Raw genomic sequence first — 17,738 nt, 5'->3', positions numbered from 1 at the left:
CCCGGTATCGACACCTGCGCGGAAACTTCTTTAATCCTCGATTTACCTTAACCGAACACGGTCACCGTCTGTCGGGAAAACGCGATCAACTCCCCGTTGGCGTTCCACAGGCGCGCGCGAATGACTGCATAGCCGTCTTCCGATTGTTCCACTTCCGCCTGGTACTGCCACCAGTCATTGCTCTCGTTACTCTCTGCGCTCGCCGCGCTGGCCTCGGCTTTTGCGCGGTGGGCGGCGGGTGTCAGTTCGAGGGTCCAGGTGAGGGAGCTGGCAGCGGCGAGGGTTTTAAGCTGGGAAAGTATCGCCGGGGGCCAGGCGTCGATCAGTGCCAGCAAGTGGCCGGTGGTGATGGGCCCCGCGGGTTTTTTGAAGCGAATCCAGCCGCCCAGGTGGGTGTCGGTACTGCCGGTGAAGGGCAGGGCACCGGCGGCGAGACGGTAGTCAAAGTGTTGCGAGAACTCGGGCATCAGGCCTTCGATATACGGCAGGGCCTCACACTGATCCGGCGCCTTGAATTGCGGCGCGGGCTCTGGGGATACGGCGGCGGCAGATTCGCGGGGTTTGCCAAAACTGGCGAGGGCTGCGGTGACCACTTGATCGCCTTGGGCGGCGTGGGCCTCAATCTGCACCGCGGAGCGACCGGCGCGCAATACCTGCGTGCGGGTAGCCAGCTCCCCGGCTGCTGCCGGTGCGACAAACGAAAACGTCAGTGAGCGCAGTGGTGTATCGACAATGGTGCCCTGAGTGACGGCTTCCAGAGTGGACTCGATCGGCTGGTACAGCAGCGCTGCGGCGAGGCCGCCAAAAGTGGCGCGCCCCTGAGTCCAGCCGGCAGGGATGGTGGCGCTGCCGCTGTCATTGCGCGCGCCGCTGAGAATGTCATTGAATTCCATCGGACTACTGCTCTCTCGATTTCAGTTCAGTCAATTTTGGTGTTTTTTGCGTGGCGAGTGGCGGCTCAGCTGAAGCTGTGGTCTTCGTCGGGGAAAGTCCCGTTCTTGACGTCTTCCGCGTATTTGCGCAGGGAGCCGGGAATGTCGCCAGCCTCCGCCAGGAAGTTCTTGGAGAACTTGGGCGGCTTTTCGGTGAGGCCGAGAATGTCGTTGACCACCAGCACCTGCGCATCGGTGTGAGGGCCGGCGCCGATGCCGATGGTGGGCATGGAGACGGTGTCGGTAATGCGCTTGCCCAAGTCCGAGGGTACACACTCCAGCACCAGCAGATCTGCGCCAGCCTCGTCCAGTTGTACGGCGTCGTCGAGGATTTCTCCCGCGCGCTCACCGTCCCGGCCCTGTACCCGAAAACCGCCGAGCTTGTGTACCGATTGCGGGGTCAGTCCCAGATGTGCGCAGACGGGAATGCCTCGCTCCGTGAGCATTTTCACCGTGGGTGCCAGCCAGGCACCACCTTCGATTTTCACCATGTGTGCACCCGCCTGCATGATGCGAGTGGCGTTGGTGAGTGCCTGCTCCGGAGTGGCGTAGGTCATAAACGGAAGGTCACCCATGATCAGGGACTTTTTGTTGCCCCGGGCCACCGCTTCCACGTGGTAGATCATCTGCTCCATGGTGACGGGAATGGTGCTTTCATAGCCGAGAACCGTCATGCCCAGGGAGTCGCCGATCAACACGCTCTCCACCCCGGTTTTCTCAGCCATGGCCGCCATGGGGGCATCATAGAGGGCGACGCAGATAAATTTCTCGCCGTCGGCTTTCATTTTTCTCAGGGTCTGAATCGTGATCGGCTTGGTCAGCTCACTGGGGGCATAGGGCATGGCGATGACTCATTCTGTGGGCGTTCAGCCCGGTAATGCGTTGGGCAGGTACTCCGCTACTGTGCGGATTACTTACCGGGATTGTAGTAGTGGCGGCCGCTGGTGACGTTCAACAGGTACTCCACCAGTTGCAGGTAATCTTTCTGCTGATCGACAATGTCGATTTCGGCACAGTTCACGATCAGCAAGGGCGCCTGATCGTAATAGTGGAAAAAGTTGGTGTAGGCCTCATTGAGGGTGGCCAGGTATTCGTTGCTGATACTGCGCTCGGCGGAAATGCCGCGCTTGTGGATGCGCTCCTGCAACACATTCAGCGGTGCCTGCAGGTAGATCACTAGATCCGGCTTGGGCGCCTCGAGGGTGAGGTGCTGGTAGACCTGTTGATACAGCTGCAGTTCGTCGCTGTCGAGGGTGACCTCGGCGAACAAGTGGTCTTTTTCGATCAGGAAGTCTGCCACCCGCACCGGCTTGAACATGTCGTCCTGGCGCAGTGCTTGGATCTGTTGCGAGCGCTGTAGCAGGAAGTGCAGCTGGGTGGGCAGGGCGGCGCTTTTGGGGTCGCGGTAAAAGCGTTCGAGAAACGGATTTTCTTCCGGCAGTTCCAGCAGGGTGTCGTAATTGAAGGTGGCGGCCAGTTTTTTTGCCAGGGTGGTTTTGCCTACCCCGATATTGCCTTCCACGGCGATAAATCGCGGCAGTGTTTTGCCTTCCAGGTTGAGTTCCTGGGCGAGGTTTTCTGCGCGGTAGTCATCGCCGGGAGCGGAGTCGGAAGTGGGAAGTCTTGTCACCGGGTGGCTCCTTGTCTTGCTTCTTGTCCCTGATTGCTTTCTGTGCAACTAACGGGCGGTGTAATTTACTGCAGGCGTAATTTACAGGCGATGTAATCGGTTGGGCGGGCACTGGGCCAGTAGCGTGCGCAGCGATGTGCCGTCGGGCATGGTTAGCTCCGGGGACAGTTCCGCCAGGGGTTCCAGTACAAAATTGCGCTCGGCCATACGCGGATGCGGTACTTGCAGACGCGCCGTATCCAGCTGCTGATTTCCGTACAGCAGAATATCCAGATCCAGAGTGCGGGCACCCCAGCGCAGGGTGCGCTTGCGCCCGTGGAGATTTTCAATGGCCTGCAGGGCATCCAGTAACGCCTCCGGAGACAAGGCGGTTTCCAGGCAGGCGACCGCATTCACGTAATCCGGTTGCTCGCCGGGCCCTACCGGGGCGCTGGCATAAAAATCGGAGCAGCTTACCAGCGTTGTTTGCGGCACATTTCTGATCTGGCCCAGGGCACTGCGCAATTGCGCGGCGGGGTCGGCCAGATTGCTACCGAGACCAATATAACAGCGAATCACTTGGGAATTCCGCTCAACTTGACGGGTGATCCGCGCCGTTGTTCGGGCGCCGGTTGCGATTACGGTTACGTCCACCGCGATTGCGGCGACCGCGGCTTTTGCTGTCGCGAGGGCCATTGCGGGCTGCATCGCGAACCATCTGCTGGCGCTGTTCTTCGTCCGCCTGCTGGAAGTCGGTCCACCACTGGCCGAGGCCCGCGGGAATTTCGCCGCTGTCTTCACGCAACAACAGGAAGTCGTAGGCGGCGCGGAACTTGGGGTGCTCCATCAGCCGGAAGGCGCGTTCACCGCCGCGGCGGGGCAGGCGGGACTGCATTTCCCAGATCTCCCGCATGGGCATGGAGAATCGTTTGGGAATGGCCGTGTGGACCAGCTGGTTGCTGGTGATTTTTTGTGCGGCCTGGGCCAGTGCCGGCACCGGGGGGATGCCTTTTTCCGTGAGGAATTTCTGTTCGGAATTGACCGCGGGCCACAGCAATGCGGCGTACAGGAATGCCGGTGTTACCCGTTGGTCATTGCGAATGCGGTCGTCGGTATTGCGCAGGGCCTGGCGAGTCAGTGCCAGGGCTTCGGGATTGTCCAGCTGGCGGGCATTGTCCGGGAATAGATGAGGCCACAGCGCGTGCTCGCACAGTAGCTCAAACGTGCGTTCGCCGTAGCCGCTCATCAGCAGCTTGAGGACTTCATCGAACAGGCGCGCGGGCGCGATATTGCGCAGTAACGGCGCCAGCTCTTCCAGTGGCGCGGCGGTGGCGGGCTCGATTTCAAAATCCAGCTTGGCGGCAAACCGCACGGCGCGCAGCATCCGCACCGGATCTTCTTTGTAGCGGGTTGCCGGGTCGCCGATCATACGGATCTGGCGCTGCTCGATATCGCGGATACCACCGGTGTAGTCGTGAATCTCGAAGCCATTGATGGTGTAGTAGAGCGCATTGACCGTGAAGTCGCGGCGCACCGCGTCGCTTTCCAGGTCGCCGTATACATTGTCGCGCAGCAGCATACCGTGCTCGGACTGCTGGGCCTCGTGGGCTTCGCCATCGCTGTGGTGCCCACGGAAAGTGGTGACCTCGATGACCTCGCGGCCGATGCGCGCGTGCAGAATACGGAATCGGCGGCCGACAATACGTGCGCCGCGGAACAGTTGCTTGGCCTGCTCAGGGGTCGCGTCTGTTGCTACGTCAAAATCTTTGGGGTGCCCGCCGAGCAGCAGGTCGCGCACGCCACCCCCCACGATATAGGCCTCGAAACCCGCTTCCTGTAATCGCTTCATCACTGTCAGCGCTGCACGACTGACGTCCCGGCGGGACAGGCAGTGATCACTGCGTGGAACCACAACGCGGGAGGTTTTGCGGGAGCGGGAGGGCTTGGAGGAGGGCTGACGGGCTTTGCCGCTACCGGAAGGCGGCTGGGTGCCAGCGCCCTCATCGGTTTTGGGCTTGCTGTGCCAGCGCTTGATACTGCTGATCAGGGAATTGAACATACGGCTTTCTGTGTTATCCGCTGCCCGCTTGTCACTGGGCGGCTGTGGTCTACCGGGGCATTTTCGGGAGTGGCTCCGGCGCATTGTTCCGGGTATTTCACCAGTGGGACCCTGTTGGTCCTGGTTCCGGACTATTGTGAGGCGGATTCTATCACACACAGCGCAATGCACAGCCGCCGGTCCCGCTTTCGCGGGGGCCAGCAAATTGTGTGCATTCATTGAAAAGAAAGAAAAGAAGGGAATTATTCTTATTCGGTATGAAGGCAGCGGCTTCCTTGCGCTATCAATTTGCTTTTCAGCAAACCCTCTCCCAGGCACAATCAGTCAGTTTGTCACGTGCTTGTCGTTATTTTTGTTGTCTTCTACAATTTATTGTTTTTGTTATTTCTCTTTATTCTTATTGTTTATTTTTATTGTTCACTACTTTTGCTGTGTCGTTACTGCTTGAGTAACTATTCTTAGTTTATTTTTATTGTTGTTCTGAGCCTTATTATTTTTATTGCTCAATTTTTATTACACAGCTGCGCTCCGGCATCGATCACTTTGGTTTTTATTATCGATCTGCCCGTTCTCATTATTCTTATTGTGTTTCGCCCGCTTATTGTCAGTTGTTATTAGGGCTTAAACAGTCATTTATTTTTATTCTTGGCTGTTATTGTTGTTTGACCTATACAAAGCAGATAGCGTGCCAACTTTATAAAGTCGTTATAAATCAAGCACTTAACATTTCTTGGAACTTTTTTACGTCCAGTAAACACAGTTTTACGTTACGCATAGTGCGGTAGTTGTTACTCGACTGTGAGAGGGGGTAACACTTTCACTTGTTACCAATTTCCGTCCTGTTACCCTCTTCCCAGATTCGCCGGAAACATTCTGGGAATGTCTGTAACTTATTGATTCTAAACAGATTGAGGTGGGAGAAAGGGGAGCCTTGGGTGAGTTGCGTGTGCCGGGTTGGGGGCGCCCAACAATGAAAAGCCCCGGGCAGCGTGACTGGCCGGGGCTTGCGAAGCGGTGGTTGTACTCGGGAAATCAGGCTTCTGTGACACGCCTGGCTTTTTTGCGCGGGATGCCGAGCTTCTGGCGGCGCTCCCACAGGCACTTGCGGCTGACCCCTAGCTTCTTGGCGAGCTCGGTTTCGCTCATGGTTTCCTGATGTTCGAGTACAAAGCGGGCGAAGTAGTCTTCCAGCGACAGATCTTCCCGCGGATCGGCGTGTAGGCTATTCGTGCGTGGAAGGCGCTCCGGGTCGGCTTCATCGATGGGAACGAGATCCAGGTCGATGTCCAGAGTGCGATGGTCGATCTCGTCCGTGTCTTCGGTGAGGATCACCGCGCGCTGTATCGCATTCTCCAGCTCGCGCACATTCCCCGGCCAGGTGTAGGTGGTCACAGCCTGAATGGCCTCGGGCGACAGTTTCAGGGTCTGGCGGCTGATTTTTGCGCAGAACTTTTCCAGCAGGCTTTCAGAGATCGACAGTACGTCTTTGCCCCGTTCGCGCAGTGGCGGCAGGGTCATCTGGACCACGTTGATCCGGTAGTAAAGGTCTTCCCGAAATTTGCGCTCTGCCGCCAGCTGGCGAAGGTTTCTGTGGGTTGCGGCGACCAGCCGTACATTGACCTTGCGGGACTCGATGGCGCCGATGGGGCGGACTTCGCCCTCCTGCAGTACACGCAGCAGTCGCGCCTGGGCCTCCAGTGGCAGTTCGCCGATCTCATCCAGGAACAGGGTGCCGCCATCAGCGGCGGCAACCAGGCCCTCGCGGGCGGTCTGGGCTCCGGTGAAGGCGCCTTTTTCGTGACCGAATAGTTCTGCTTCAATCAGGGTTTCCGGGATGGCGGCACAGTTGACTGAAATCAGCGGCTTGCCGTTGCGCTTGCTCTCCTCGTGGATCGCCCGCGCCACCAGCTCCTTACCAGTGCCGGTTTCACCGTGTACCAGTACTGTGGCATCGGTGGGGGCCACCTTGTGAATGCGGGCGTAGAGGTCGCGCATGACTGGGCTGTCGCCAATCATGCCGGCGATGGCGCGGCCCTCGGCTTTGCTGTCCGCTGCCGCAGCGCCGGCAGCGCGGTGCTGTTCAGCCTTGCCGATGACCCGGCGTACGGTGGCGAGCATTTCGTCGTGATCGAAGGGCTTGGCAATATAGTCGGCGGCGCCCATGCGCATGGAGTCCACCGCGGAGCGCAGGCTGGCGTAGCTGGTCATGATCAGTACCGGCACGTCACCGGCGAGCTTGAGCAGGTCGGTGCCGGGGGCGCCGGGCAGGCGCAGGTCGGAAATGATCAGGTCCATATCCGTGATGCGAAACTTGGCGGTCGCTTCACGTACAGAGCCGGCTTCACTGATCTTATAGCGGTGCCTCTCCAGCAGCTTGCGCAGCGCAGTGCGGATGATGGCTTCATCTTCTACGATCAGGATGTGGCTCATGTGTTACGCCTGGTTACAAAGTGTTCAGGGGAGGCTAAGTTTTACCTGTCGGGCGTTTCGATGCAACCCAATCCCTCTGAAATGTTCAAAAAATATTCATTTTTCGCCGCCGGGCCGTAACAGCCCGGTCACAGGAATGCCGTATTAGCGGTACTCTTCAGCGGCATTTTCCAACGGCAGCTGCACGATAAACCGTGCGCCGCGGCCGGTGTCCTGGTGGGCGGGGCTGACCAGCTCCAGCTGCCCGCCGTGCTCCTCCACAATGCTGTACACCATGGCGAGCCCGAGGCCGGTGCCTTCGCCCGGCTCCTTGGTGGTGAAGAAGGGCTCGAGAATCCGCTCGCGATGAGCGGGCGAAATACCAGGGCCATTGTCGGTTACCGCGATACAGGCGAACCCTGCGCGGGTATAGCCTTCAACCTCGATATGCCCGCCATCGGGGCTGGCATCGCGAGCGTTGCTGAGCAGGTTGATGAACACCTGGATCAGCCGCTGGTTGTCCCCGAGTGCGTAGAGGTCATCGGGTACTTGATTTGCAAAAGTCACCTGCGTTTTGTCACGCTGCAGGGACAGCAGCTGTACGGCCTCTTCCACACAGGCATGCAGGTCCACCGGGGCCTTTTCGCTTTCCTGGTTGCCGCTGTGGGAGAAACTCACCAGAGAGTGGACGATGCGGCTGATACGCTGGGTCTGGCTCAGGATCTGATCTGCCGTCTCCAGCACCTCGGGATTATCGGAATCGAACTGCAGGTTCTGAGCGAGACAGGCGATACCGGTGACCGGGTTGCCTACCTCATGTGCCACGCCGGCAGCCAGGCGGCCGACGGAAGCCAGGCGTTCACTGTGCATCAGCTCCTGCTCCAGCACCTGGGTTTCGGTGATGTCTTCCATCAGCAGCATCTGCCCGTCGCCGCGGGTGTCTTTGCCGCTCTCCCTGTTTTCCCGGCCGTACTTTCCGGTGCGTTGCTTGAGCCGCGTCTTGTGCAGATTGAGCCAGTGGCTGTTACCGTCCATTTCCACCAGCTGCTTGAAGCGGCTGCCATCGGCGGAGTCGGCAAATTCGGTGACCAGCGTGCGCCAGGGCTCCGGCAGGTATTCCGGCTTGGAGCCGATCACCTCACTGGCGCTCACACCGGTGAGGTCGGCCATGGCGTAATTCCACAGTAGTATCTCGCCATCGCGCCCCAGGGAGCAGGCGGCCATGGGTAGCTCTTCGAGCATCTGACGATGGTACAGGCGCAGGTTGTTCAATTCCGCGGCGAGGCCGGTGAGCTGGTTTTTATAGCGGCTCAGGCGGGTTTCGATCAGGTTGATATCTTTGTTGGCTGGCTGATCGCTGGTGACAAACGGCAGGTGGCGATCCACGATTTGGCCAGCGAGTACCCGGCCCAGAAGACCGGACAGGTTGGCTTCCAGCTTGTCGCGCAACTGGCGCAGAGCATAGGGGCGGCGCTCGTTTTCCGGCAGGTTGAGCTGGCGCAGGGCGCGGCTCACTTCCTGGCTGGCGGTGGCGGCACCGAGGCTTTCGGAAAGGCGCATACGGAAGTCTGCCGCCGATTGCACATCCAGCTCCAGGCGCAGGGCCTGGCTGATGGAATCGTCACTACACAGGTCGGCGGCGTAGCGCTCCAGGCTGCTGGCGCGGGTAAATATGGACAGGCCCACAAACAGCAGTACGTTCAGTGACAGCGACAGTGTGGTGATCTCTGGCCAGATTTCCATCCCCAGGGGGATGCGGTAGTCGCCGAAAGCAATGCCGCTGTTGCCCACCATTGCCGGAAGCAACAAGCCGGCGGCCCAGATAAACATACCGGCGAGCAGTCCGCCGATAAATCCGCGACGGTTGCCCTGGGGCCAGTGAATCACCGCGAAGATCCCGGGCAGGAACTGGAGCGAGGCGATAAACGCGATGATCGCCAGGTCGGACAGCGACAGGCGATTGTTGAGCAGCAGGTAAAACCCGAAGCCCGCAAGAAACAGCGCGGCGACCAGTGCCCGGCGCAGCCACAGCAGCTGACGGTACATGTTGTCGTCGGACTGCCAGCGGGTACCCGGCAACAGCCAGTGATTCATCACCATGGTGGAGAGTGCCAGAGTGATCATGATCAGGGCGCCGGTGGCGGCCGAGAGACCGCCGATAAAGGCGACGATGGTGAGCAGCGCGGAGCCGCTGGCCCGCGGCACCGCAAGGGTGAAGTACTGCACCGGTTCCGCCACATCCAGTGCGAAGCCCGCCCACATGATGGGGAAGATCGGCAGCGCCATCAGCAGCAGAAACAACGGGAAGCCCCAGCTGGCGGTGCGCAGTGCATTGGTGGCCGGGCGCTCGGCAATGCTCAGGTAGAAAATGTGCGGCATGGCCACGGCGGTAGCGATAAACACCAGTAGCAACGTATGGGACGACCCCTGCTTGATCGGAGAATACAGCAGTTGCTGCATATCGCCGTTTTGTACCAGCCACTGATCCAATCCGTCGAGACCACCGAAGACGCCATACACCGCGTACAGGCCGACCGCCAGCAGGGCCACCAGTTTCACCAGAGATTCCAGCGCCATGGCGCTGGCAAGGCCGGCTCTGCGCTTGCGGGATGCGCCGTAGGTACTGGTGAACAGTGCCAGCAGCACACAGTATAAAAATGCGATCAAATTTTTGCTGGTAACTCCGCTATCGGGTAGCGCCAGGGCGGCGGCGTTGTCCCGCGACAGCAGTGCCAGAGTTTCTGCCACGGCCTGAATCTGCAGCGCAATCAGCGGTAGGAGCCCGAGCAGCATAAACAGGGTAGCGAGGGTGCCGGCTTCGCGGCTGTGGTAGCGGAATACCAGCAGGTCCGCAGGGGAGTTGAGCTGGTAGCGCTGGGCCAGTTTGGCGAGGGGCTCGAGTGCGACCGGGGCGAACAGGAACATGGCACCGGTACCCAGGTAATAGGCGAGTACCCCGTAGCCGTGCTGCCAGGCCAGGTCAATGATGCCGTAGTAGGTCCAGGCGCTAAGGGAAACCCCTAGGGACAGGACGTAAAAGAAGGGGTGCCGCACCCAGTTACTCGGTAGCCACCCTTTCGACGTGGCGAACGCGACAAAGAACAGTGCAAAAATATACGCCACGCCAATCAGCGCAATATTGACGATCTCAAAGGTCATCGGGTTTGCGCCTCCGCTGTATGAAAATCGCCAGCAGAATCAAGACGAACCACAGAATAAACGGGCGATACCAGGCGCCGGAGGGATTGATCATCCAGGTGAATACGGTGGGGCTGAATACGTAGCCTACCAGTACCAGCAGGATTAACAGGGTACGGTTACTCATCAAAAACCTGTCGGTGCGTCCTGCGGTGAGGCAGTGCGGCGGAATGGGAGAAAGTTGGCGCAAAATGGTAAAGCGCACTTGGGGGCAAGTTCAACTGCCGTTCGGTATCGCCTCGTCGAACTGCGGGCGATTACTGTTCCAGCAGTCGGTTGCGCCTGTCCACCTGCTGTCGTTGCCAGCGCGCACTGGCCCAGCTGAGGATCTGCCGGGGTGGCTCGTTCACCAGTTCTGCTGGCGGAAGAAAGCTCAAGAAACGCAAAGCCTGAAACAGGTTTTCTGAGGGAGTAGCGTCGTCCAGGGGAGCGGCGTGATTCTGCTTGCTAAGTTTCTGGCCACCCTCATTCATCACCAGCGGCATGTGGCCAAAGCGCGGTGGTTCCGCGCCCAGAGCGAGGAACAGTTGTCGCTGCACACCGGTACAGTCCAGCAGGTCGGCGCCGCGCACTACACAATTCACGTTCTGCTGAATATCGTCAACCACCACTGCGAGTTGGTAGGCGTAGAGGCCATCCTTGCGCTTGAGTATCGGGTCTTCGCCGATGGGCTGGGTCTGCTCACCCTGCCAGATATCTGAAAACTTCTCTGTCACTCCGGCACAGGCAAAGCGCAGGGCGTAGCTTTCTTGCGGTTCCTTCGTGCCCCGTTCTCCCAGGCTCCGTACACCCAGGCAGTCGTCCCGCCGGTGTCCACCGGCCTTGCGCACCTGCTCTCGTGTGCAGGTACAGGGGTACACCAGGCCTCTCTGCCGCAGCTGATCCAGTGCGCTCTGGTAAAGGCCGTGACGCTGGCTCTGCCACACCACCGGACCGTGCCCGTGAAGGCCGTGGGCATCGAGGGACTTCAGAATGCGCGCGGCTGCGCCGGGCATTTCCCGCGGTGGGTCCAGGTCCTCCATGCGCACCCACCAGTGCCCTTCGTGGGCGACGGCATCGAGGTAACTGCCAAGCGCGCACACCAGGGAGCCGAAGTGGAGCGGGCCAGTGGGGGAGGGGGCAAAGCGGCCGATGTAGTGTTCGGGCATGCCGTAAACCGGGGAGCAGATAGCGATACAAAGATCTGGACTGGGCGGAATACCGGGCGGCTCGGGTGCCGCCCGGGCAGCGGGCGTTAGCCGGAGATCTGCTTTTCCTTGATTTCCGCCAGGGTCTTGCAGTCCACGCACAGGGTGGCGGTGGGACGTGCTTCCAGGCGGCGGATACCAATCTCGACGCCACAGGCTTCACAGAAACCGTAGTCGTCCTGGTCGATCAGTTCGATGGTGCCATCGATTTTTTTGATCAGTTTGCGCTCGCGATCGCGGGTGCGCAGCTCCAGGCTGAACTCTTCTTCCTGGCTGGCGCGGTCCGCCGGATCCGGGAAGTTCGACGCCTCATCTTTCATGTGCGTTACGGTGCGATCCACTTCTGCCATGAGTTCGGCCTTCCAGGCCAGCAGCAGCTTGCGGAAATGCTCCTGCTGCTTCTCATTCATGTACTCCTCGCCCTTCTGTTCCTGATAGGGCTCGAAGCCGTGCAGAGAATCGGATTTCGCAGCAGTATTGGGCATAGTCATTGCCTCTCTCGTAATACGGGCCCTGAGTTATTAGGGCACTACAACCAAATTCAAGCCTAGCAGGCTGCACAAAGCCTAAGCGACCGCCGGCTGTATCCTCAGGCCGCTAGCGCGACCAAGGCGAGGAAACTACCAAATCTCTCAGAACGGCGCCACAAAATGTTGCCCGGTTGATGCTCTAGCGACGATCTGACCGCAAAGAAATCACGCAATGGTGTATTCTGGCGGGCGTTTTTTCGACAGCTTGTCGCTCAATTCATTCAAAGCTGACTTTTTGCAGGATCTTGCGTGAAAATTAACCCGGCCCTCACTGAGGGGAAATTACTGCGCCGCTATAAGCGTTTTCTCGCGGATATCGAAATTTCTTCTGGTGAAATTATAACCATTCATTGCCCGAATACTGGCTCGATGAAAAATTGTTGGGAGGAAAACACGCCTTGTTGGTACTCCGACTCGGGGAATCCCAAGCGCAAATACCGCCACACGCTGGAAATCACCACCACACCGGAAGGCGCGCTCGCCGGCGTCAATACCGGTCGCGCAAATCACCTGGTGGAGGAGGCGATTGTTTCCGGTGTGGTCAGTGAGTTGCAGGGATACCCGCAGCTGCGTCGGGAAGTGAAATACGGCGAGGAAAACAGCCGTATCGACCTGTTACTCAGCGGGGAGGATGGCGATTGCTACGTAGAAGTGAAGAATGTGACACTGGCGGAGGGCTCCCGCGGGCTTTTTCCGGATGCGGTCAGTGCACGGGGTACCAAGCACTTGCGTGAGCTGCAGAAAATGGCTGAGGCGGGTACACGCGCGGTCCTGTTTTACTGTGTCCAGCACTCCGCTATCGACTCGGTAGAGGCGGCAGCGGCGATTGACTCCGCTTACACGGCGGCGCTGAAAGAGGCTGTTACTGCCGGGGTAGAAGTGATTGCCTACCGGGCTCAGCTCGGTGCCGGTGAAATCTGTCTGTATGAGCCGGTGCCTTTTCTGCCACCGGCGGATTGATCGGGCTCGGACTGCCTGCCATTCTCAATCTGCCAACAATACATAGAGCCCCTCTTGGGCATATTCCACCGGTACCGGTGTCAGAGCGTCTCCTGCGCAGGGGCCTGCGATGCACTCGCCAGTGGTGATCTCGAACAGGGCGCCGTGGGAGGCACACTGAATCAGGGCCTTTTCCGAATCCAGAAACTGGTCCGGTTGCCACTCCAGATTGATGCCCCGATGCGGGCAGATATTTTTATAGGCGAACACCTCGCCGTCTTTTTTTACCGCGAACACATTGTTCATGCCCGCGCTGTTGTCGCCCAGGGAAAAGCCTTTGGAGTCGCCTTCATTGAGGTCTTCGTAGCCGCAGAGAAAGTGTTTTTGCATGGGATTAATTACGCGAAGTCGATGAATTTCTGGCGCGCAGTGTAACTGCTCAGGGCGCCGCGAGCACCAGTGAGGTCTGGTAGGCCTCGCCATCGCGGAGGTAGTCCACTTTCACCTTGTCTCCGGGGCGCCGGTTCTCCAGTACGTTCATCAGGTCGTCGTAATTGCTGATGGGCAGGCCGTCGATACCGACGATCACATCCCCCAGTTGCCAGCCACCGCGATTGCCGCGGTACACACCGCGCAACCCCGCGCGCTCGGCGGGTAGCCCGGGCGCCGTGCGCAGTACTGCCACCCCCTCGAAATCGTACCGATTTGCCCACTGGTCCGGTGCCGATTCGATCCCCAGAATCGGCCGCACCAGACGCCCATGCGCAATCAGCTCCGGCACGATTTTTTTCACCGTATCCACCGGGATCGCAAAGCCGATGCCCACACTGGCGCCGCTGGGGCTGTAAATTGCGGTATTCACACCGATCAGGCGGCCGCTGCTGTCCAGCAGCGGGCCACCGGAATTGCCCGGATTGATGGCCGCGTCTGTCTGGATCACATTGCGGATTGTGCGATTGCCTGCCGCCTCGATCTCGCGGCCGAGGGCGCTAACGACGCCCGTAGTGAGCGTGGTGTCCAGGCCAAAGGGGTTGCCGATCGCTAGCACCTTGCGCCCTACGGAGAGGCCCGCGGATTCGCCGGGGAGCAGTGGTTTGAGCAACTCTCGCGGGGCGTTGATCTTCAGCACCGCCAGGTCCTTTTCCGGTGCGGAGCCGACCAGCTCGGCGGGCCACTCGCTGCGGTCCTGCAGGGTGATGGTGATCTTGCGAGCCTTTTCGATTACGTGGAAGTTGGTTACTACATGGCCCCGGTCATCCCAGATAAAACCACTACCGGCGCCTTTGGGCACCGTGTGCAGGCGCAGGGTCCAGCGATCCCGCACAACCGTTTCATTGGTGACATAGACCACCGATGGGCTGGCGAAATTAAACACCTGCATGGTGTTGGTTTCGTCGTCGGTGGCGAATTGGGGGATGCGGGCGTCTGCGTGAGCGCTATTCAGGGCACCGAGGGCCGGGCAGATCAACAGAAGGGTAACGGCAATACGGAAAAGTGAATGTTTCAGAGGCATCGGTTGGCGGTTCCTGCGCGTAAGTTCTGCAGCGGCCAGGGGCCCGTCAGTTGGGCCCCTGCGTTTCGCAATTAACGAGCAGAATTCTGCAATGCCAGGATCCGATCCTCAAGAGGCGGGTGGCTGGCGAGGAGGGCGGCCATGCTGTTGCCGTAGATACCAAAGGCTTTCATATTCGCCGGCAGGGGTTCTTCGCGGCCGGCCTCCGACTCCGCCTTGATCCGCGCCAGCGCGGCGATCATCGCGTTGGGGCTGGCCAGATGCGCACCGGCGGCGTCCGCGCGGTACTCCCGGCGGCGGCTGAACCAGGCGACGATCATCATCGCAAACACCCCGAACACCATGTCCATGACGATCGATGTGATGTGGTAGCCGATGCCCAGGCCCTGCTCGTTGCGCAGCAGCACCCGATCGACGAAGAAGCCCACCAACCGCGCGAAGAACATGACAAAGGTATTCACCACTCCCTGGATCAATGCCAGGGTGATCATATCGCCGTTGGCCACGTGGCCGATTTCGTGGCCGATCACCGCGCGCGCCTCGTCCCGGTTAAAGCGCTGTAGCAGACCGGCACTCACCGCCACCAGCGCACTGTTCCGGTTCCAGCCGGTGGCGAAGGCGTTGGCCTGGGGCATCGGGAAGATCCCCACGTCTGGCATACCGATGCCGGCTTTTTGCGACAGTTCGCGCACGGTTTCAACCAGCCAGCGCTCGTCCGGGGTTTGCGGCTGGTCGATGACCTGGGTGCCGGTGGTTCTGCGCGCAATGGTTTTCGACAGCAGCAGCGAAATCAGTGCCCCGCCAATCCCGAAAATCGCACACATCAACAGCAGGCCGGGGAGGTTCAGGTTGACGCCATTGGCGTCGAGAATACCCTGGATACCCAGCAGGTTGAATATGATGCCGACAAGCAGCATCACCGCCAGGTTGGTAAGCAGAAAGAGCCCTATTCGCAACATCAAACTTCTCCGAAAGACATTGAGGAACCAAAAGAGACTTGTGGTAAGCCCAGATAACGCAGGCGCGCATTCGCAGGCGTTGAGCCGCGAGTCACATGGCAATACGCAGGGGGCGTTAGAGGCTAAATAGGGTGCGGTTGCGCCGTTTACAAGCCTGCCCGGGCACAATTTCAGGAGAGTATAGGGTCAGGCGCTGTCTTTGCGGGACATAAGCTGTTCCGCCTCGCTGACTAGCGATGCTTTGAGGTCTGGGTCCAGGTCGTTCCAGTGAATATCCAGGAGGGCGCCCTGCAGGGCGTAGAGGAGTACGCGAGAGGTATTGATGCCGCGACGCCGAATACTGGCGAAAGCTTCGGCCGGGCCTACGCGGTGCAGGTCGTCCTGCGTGCGAATGCCAATGGAATGGAGAATATTGACGGAAGCGAGTCCCAGGTTTTTCAGTTTCAACAACTCTGATTGACTTGGGTGCATAAATTCATTCCCTGAATGGTTGATGCTTCTCATACCTTGCGGCGTCACAACTTCTTTTCGGCTTCATCCTGAGCCAATTGCAACGGTCGTCCAACATAGCATAAAAAAATAAAAGCCCAAACAGCGCTGCTCATTGCCTGGCGTCGCCCGTTCGATTTTGGGAGCGCACAATTCGCATATTTGCGGCCGCCGTCATCACGCGGCACACTTGTACTATTTAGTCACGTCCGCAGCAAAAGCCTAGTCTGTATTATGGAGTTTTGCAGTATTACATTTTTTTGTGTATCCCCGCTTTTGGGGATTGGAGGTGCGCCGCCATGCATCGACTGTTGAAAAATATTCTATTCGGTCTCACGGATGCGCACGTCATTCTCGAGCCGGTTTCCGGTCAGCTGATGCATCCCGAAGCGCTCGCCGCGTTTGACCAGTTGCGACGGGATGCGAGGGCTGCGGGATTTGACCCGAAAGTGGTCTCCGGCTTCCGGGATTTCCGGCGCCAGCGAACCATCTGGAATGCCAAGGCCAGCGGCCAGCGCCCGCTGCTGGATAACGAAGGAAAGGCGCTGGAAGTGGCGCGTATGTCGCCAGAAGAAACGGTATTCGCTATATTGCGCTGGTCGGCACTGCCTGGCGGGTCCCGTCACCACTGGGGTACCGACTTTGATGTCATCGATGCCGCGGCGGTGCCGGAGGATTACCGGGTGCAACTGACGCCGGAAGAGGTAGCTGATAGCGGCGTGTTTGGCCCCTTCCACTGCTGGTTGGATAGACGTATTGCCGAGGGTAAAAGCCACGGGCTGTTCCGCCCTTACGCGGAGGACCGGGGAGGAGTGGCACCAGAGCGCTGGCATCTGAGTTACGCCCCGCGGGCGAAAGAGTTCCAGCAGATGTTGAGCGCGCACACATTGCAGGAGCAATTGCAGCTGTGTCAGGGGGAGGATGCGGTCGCGCTGGCAGATACGGTATGTGGCGAAATGCCGGTAATATACCCCCGTTTTGTCGATGTGCCTGAGTCTGCGTACCCGACCAATATCGACCGGCTGTGACCGCAAAGTGATCCGCGAAGAGGAATGGAATTATCAACGTAAGAGAACTGAACCAGTCGGATATCTGGTCTGCCATGCGCGCCGAAGCTGCCGCAGCGGCAGCTGGTGAACCGGTGCTGGCCAGCTATTTTCACAACACCGTGCTGCGTCATCGCAGCCTGGACCGGGCGCTGGCGTATCAGCTTGCATCCGTACTGGACCACGCAGCGCTCACCGCAACCGCACTGCAGGAAGTCATCGCATCGGCCATGGCCGACGAACCGGAAATTTCCCGCTGTATGCAGGCGGACATCTGCGCCTGGTACGACCGCGACCCGGCCTGCGATCAGTATCTGACCCCTTTTCTCTACTTTAAGGGCTTCCACGCGTTACAGTCCCATCGGATCGCCCATTGGTTGTGGAAGAAAGGGCGCTACACGCTTGCGCTCTATTTCCAGAGCCGCGTTTCTGAGCAGTTTGCCGTAGATATCCATCCTGCCGCTCGCTTTGGCTGCGGCATCATGATTGACCACGCCACCGGCCTGGTAGTGGGAGAGACCAGTGTGGTGGAAGACGACGTTTCCATCTTGCACTCGGTCACCCTTGGCGGAAGTGGCAGCGGTGGCGGTGACCGTCATCCCAAAATCGGCCGCGGCGTCATGATCGGCGCCGGCGCCAAGATCCTGGGGCCGGTATCCATCGGCGCAGGTGTCAAGATCGCCGCAGGCAGCCTGGTGTTGCGGGATGTTCCCGAGCATTCCACCGTCGCGGGCGTACCGGCCAGGGTGGTGGGGGGCAAATGTGAAGGGGCTCCAGCCTATACCATGGACCAGACACTGGATTCCGACGACTGAATTGGTTATCAATAGCCACTACAAATTTGGTCCCAGCCAGTTAATCAGTGCCC

At 59.3% G+C, this 17,738-nt stretch carries 17 protein-coding genes; 3 read left to right on the top strand and 14 right to left on the bottom strand.

Annotated features, from left to right (window positions below; translation table 11 throughout):
- Positions 1-47: 47 nt before the first annotated feature.
- From Q1A74_RS10860 to dksA, 10 genes are all read right to left on the bottom strand, one after another.
- Positions 48-893 carry a thioesterase family protein gene (locus Q1A74_RS10860; protein ID WP_299595684.1) on the bottom strand — a complete coding sequence of 282 codons (846 nt, stop codon included), beginning with the start codon at positions 891-893 and terminating at the stop codon, positions 48-50.
- A 65-nt stretch (positions 894-958) separates the two neighbouring features.
- On the bottom strand, positions 959-1,774 hold the full coding sequence (panB, locus tag Q1A74_RS10855) for a 3-methyl-2-oxobutanoate hydroxymethyltransferase (RefSeq protein WP_299595682.1): 816 nt from the start codon (positions 1,772-1,774) through the stop codon (positions 959-961).
- Between the two features lie 68 nt (positions 1,775-1,842).
- Positions 1,843-2,487 (bottom strand): deoxynucleoside kinase, encoded by a 645-nt coding sequence (locus Q1A74_RS10850; protein ID WP_299596959.1) that lies wholly within the window; start codon positions 2,485-2,487, stop codon positions 1,843-1,845.
- A 156-nt stretch (positions 2,488-2,643) separates the two neighbouring features.
- Positions 2,644-3,117, bottom strand: a complete 474-nt coding sequence (folK, locus tag Q1A74_RS10845; RefSeq protein WP_299596956.1) for a 2-amino-4-hydroxy-6-hydroxymethyldihydropteridine diphosphokinase — start codon at positions 3,115-3,117, stop codon at positions 2,644-2,646.
- Between the two features lie 16 nt (positions 3,118-3,133).
- Entirely contained in the window at positions 3,134-4,600 is a 1,467-nt protein-coding gene (gene pcnB, locus Q1A74_RS10840; protein ID WP_299595680.1) for a polynucleotide adenylyltransferase PcnB, read from the bottom strand.
- Positions 4,601-5,632: 1,032 nt separating this feature from the next.
- Positions 5,633-7,030, bottom strand: coding sequence for a sigma-54 dependent transcriptional regulator (locus Q1A74_RS10835; protein WP_299595678.1), 1,398 nt, complete (start codon positions 7,028-7,030; stop codon positions 5,633-5,635).
- Positions 7,031-7,174: 144 nt separating this feature from the next.
- Positions 7,175-10,168, bottom strand: coding sequence for an ATP-binding protein (locus Q1A74_RS10830; protein ID WP_299595676.1), 2,994 nt, complete (start codon positions 10,166-10,168; stop codon positions 7,175-7,177).
- Positions 10,158-10,334 carry a hypothetical protein gene (locus Q1A74_RS10825; protein ID WP_010130964.1) on the bottom strand — a complete coding sequence of 59 codons (177 nt, stop codon included), beginning with the start codon at positions 10,332-10,334 and terminating at the stop codon, positions 10,158-10,160. Before Q1A74_RS10825 ends, Q1A74_RS10830 begins: the two co-directional genes overlap by 11 nt.
- Positions 10,335-10,464: 130 nt before the next feature.
- Complete coding sequence (gene gluQRS / locus Q1A74_RS10820) at positions 10,465-11,355, bottom strand: tRNA glutamyl-Q(34) synthetase GluQRS (RefSeq protein ID WP_299595673.1); 891 nt, start codon at positions 11,353-11,355, stop codon at positions 10,465-10,467.
- Between the two features lie 86 nt (positions 11,356-11,441).
- Positions 11,442-11,879 carry an RNA polymerase-binding protein DksA gene (gene dksA / locus Q1A74_RS10815; protein ID WP_299596953.1) on the bottom strand — a complete coding sequence of 146 codons (438 nt, stop codon included), beginning with the start codon at positions 11,877-11,879 and terminating at the stop codon, positions 11,442-11,444.
- Positions 11,880-12,173: 294 nt separating this feature from the next.
- Here dksA and sfsA point away from each other — a divergent pair, with 294 nt between their 5' ends.
- Positions 12,174-12,884 carry a DNA/RNA nuclease SfsA gene (gene sfsA, locus Q1A74_RS10810; protein ID WP_299595671.1) on the top strand — a complete coding sequence of 237 codons (711 nt, stop codon included), beginning with the start codon at positions 12,174-12,176 and terminating at the stop codon, positions 12,882-12,884.
- A gap of 24 nt (positions 12,885-12,908) precedes the next feature.
- Here the strand turns inward: sfsA and Q1A74_RS10805 are convergent, their stop codons facing one another.
- The 4 genes from Q1A74_RS10805 to Q1A74_RS10790 all read right to left on the bottom strand — a co-directional run bounded on the left by Q1A74_RS10805 (position 12,909) and on the right by Q1A74_RS10790 (position 15,806).
- Positions 12,909-13,253 (bottom strand): Rieske (2Fe-2S) protein, encoded by a 345-nt coding sequence (locus tag Q1A74_RS10805; RefSeq protein ID WP_299595669.1) that lies wholly within the window; start codon positions 13,251-13,253, stop codon positions 12,909-12,911.
- A 49-nt stretch (positions 13,254-13,302) separates the two neighbouring features.
- Positions 13,303-14,376 carry a trypsin-like peptidase domain-containing protein gene (locus Q1A74_RS10800; protein ID WP_299595667.1) on the bottom strand — a complete coding sequence of 358 codons (1,074 nt, stop codon included), beginning with the start codon at positions 14,374-14,376 and terminating at the stop codon, positions 13,303-13,305.
- Between the two features lie 71 nt (positions 14,377-14,447).
- Positions 14,448-15,335: a protease HtpX gene (gene htpX / locus Q1A74_RS10795; RefSeq protein WP_299595665.1), complete on the bottom strand. Its 888-nt coding sequence runs from the start codon at positions 15,333-15,335 to the stop codon at positions 14,448-14,450.
- A gap of 186 nt (positions 15,336-15,521) precedes the next feature.
- Positions 15,522-15,806, bottom strand: coding sequence for a TfoX/Sxy family protein (locus Q1A74_RS10790; RefSeq protein ID WP_299595663.1), 285 nt, complete (start codon positions 15,804-15,806; stop codon positions 15,522-15,524).
- Positions 15,807-16,123: 317 nt separating this feature from the next.
- On the opposite strand from Q1A74_RS10790, the gene Q1A74_RS10785 reads away from it, so the two are divergent.
- Positions 16,124-16,852, top strand: a complete 729-nt coding sequence (locus tag Q1A74_RS10785) for a M15 family metallopeptidase (protein WP_299595661.1) — start codon at positions 16,124-16,126, stop codon at positions 16,850-16,852.
- 74 nt (positions 16,853-16,926) lie between these two features.
- Positions 16,927-17,685, top strand: a complete 759-nt coding sequence (gene cysE, locus Q1A74_RS10780; protein WP_299595658.1) for a serine O-acetyltransferase — start codon at positions 16,927-16,929, stop codon at positions 17,683-17,685.
- Positions 17,686-17,738: the final 53 nt, after the last annotated feature.

Source organism: uncultured Microbulbifer sp., from assembly GCF_947504145.1.
Classification (GTDB): domain Bacteria; phylum Pseudomonadota; class Gammaproteobacteria; order Pseudomonadales; family Cellvibrionaceae; genus Microbulbifer.
This window is presented reverse-complemented; position numbering and strand designations above follow the sequence as displayed.